1 protein-coding gene is annotated in these 1280 nt (G+C 60.2%); it reads right to left on the bottom strand.

All coding sequences use genetic code 11. The features are described 5' to 3' along the window. The coding region (locus tag EET13_RS29690) for an IS256 family transposase (protein ID WP_425294286.1) at nt 1-1024 on the bottom strand (1024 nt) is incomplete at its 3' end. Nucleotides 1025-1280 lie beyond the last annotated feature (256 nt).

Below are 1280 nucleotides of genomic sequence, written 5' to 3' on the forward strand. Positions count from 1 at the left end.
ACGATGAGCTTCGCAATCTCATCGCGAAATTCGGGTTTGTATTTCGTATATTTCTCTGCCAACTCCCCTTGCCCTTTCCGGATAGGACCCTATTTGGTCCGCAGTCCGGGAAGTTGAGGGCACCCCAAAGCGCGAGCTCCGCCCCGTCCACGGTCGGTGCGGTGTAGATCGCCCGCATTGCCGTGGCGACCTTCTTGCGGTCCTTATACGACACGAACCGCATTGCATTGCGGATCACGTGCACTACGCAGGTTTGTACCACGGTGTCGGGGTAGATCGAGCGGATCGCGTCGGGCAGGCCGGTCAAACCGTCGCAGCAGGCGATCAGGATGTCGCGCACCCCGCGGTTGCGCAGGTCGATGACGACCTTCTGCCAGAACTTCGCGCCCTCGGAGTCCTGGATCCAGCAGCCCAGGGCGTGTTTGCGACCCTCCAGATCCACGCCGATCGCCAAATAGGCCACCTTGGTGGTGATGACCCCGTTGTCGCCGATCCGCAGCCGCAGACCGTCGATGTAGAGGATCGGATAGACCTCATCGAGCGGTCGGGATTGCCACGCCTTGATCTCATCAACAACGACATCGGTGATATTGGAGATCAATTCCCGCGACACCGATGCCCCGTACACCTCGCCCAGGTGTGCCTCGATATCGCGAGTCGTCATTCCGCGCGAATACAGCGACAGCACCACTGAATTGATGTTGTTGAGCCGGCGGGTCTTCTTCGGCACAATCGCTGGCTCGAACGAACCGTTACGATCACGCGGCGCATCAATACGGACCGGACCGTTGACCGTGGTCACGGTTTTCGATGTGCTGCCGTTGCGGGAATTGCCCGACCCGCGCCCAGCCGGATCCCCGGCCTCATAGCCCAGATGATGGGTCAACTCCGAATTCAGTGCCCGCTCCAGCACCGCCTTGGTCAGCTGATTCAGCAAACCGTCCGCGCCGTCGATCGGGGTCCCCGACTTCACCGCATCCTTAATCAACGCGTCCAGCGTCTCCGCGGTGAACGTCTCCGCCAACCGCCGCGCCGCCGTCTTGTCCTCAGCCGGCAACTGCATGGTCTTCGTCACAAAACACTCCTTCTGCTCCGCCCAACGGCGGTCCGATGATGGACCACCCCGGACTTACACAGATGGAATGACACGTCCGTCATTACCCGGCCACGCGATATCAAGATCGGAGCGGACCGGCCACAGATCGTGTGGAGAAAACGTAAATGGTTGTGCACCAACACCTCTTGTGACAGGAAAACGTTCACCGAGGCCACACCGGATG

It is taken from the genome of Mycobacterium attenuatum, assembly GCF_900566085.1.
In the GTDB taxonomy this organism is placed as follows: domain Bacteria; phylum Actinomycetota; class Actinomycetes; order Mycobacteriales; family Mycobacteriaceae; genus Mycobacterium; species Mycobacterium attenuatum.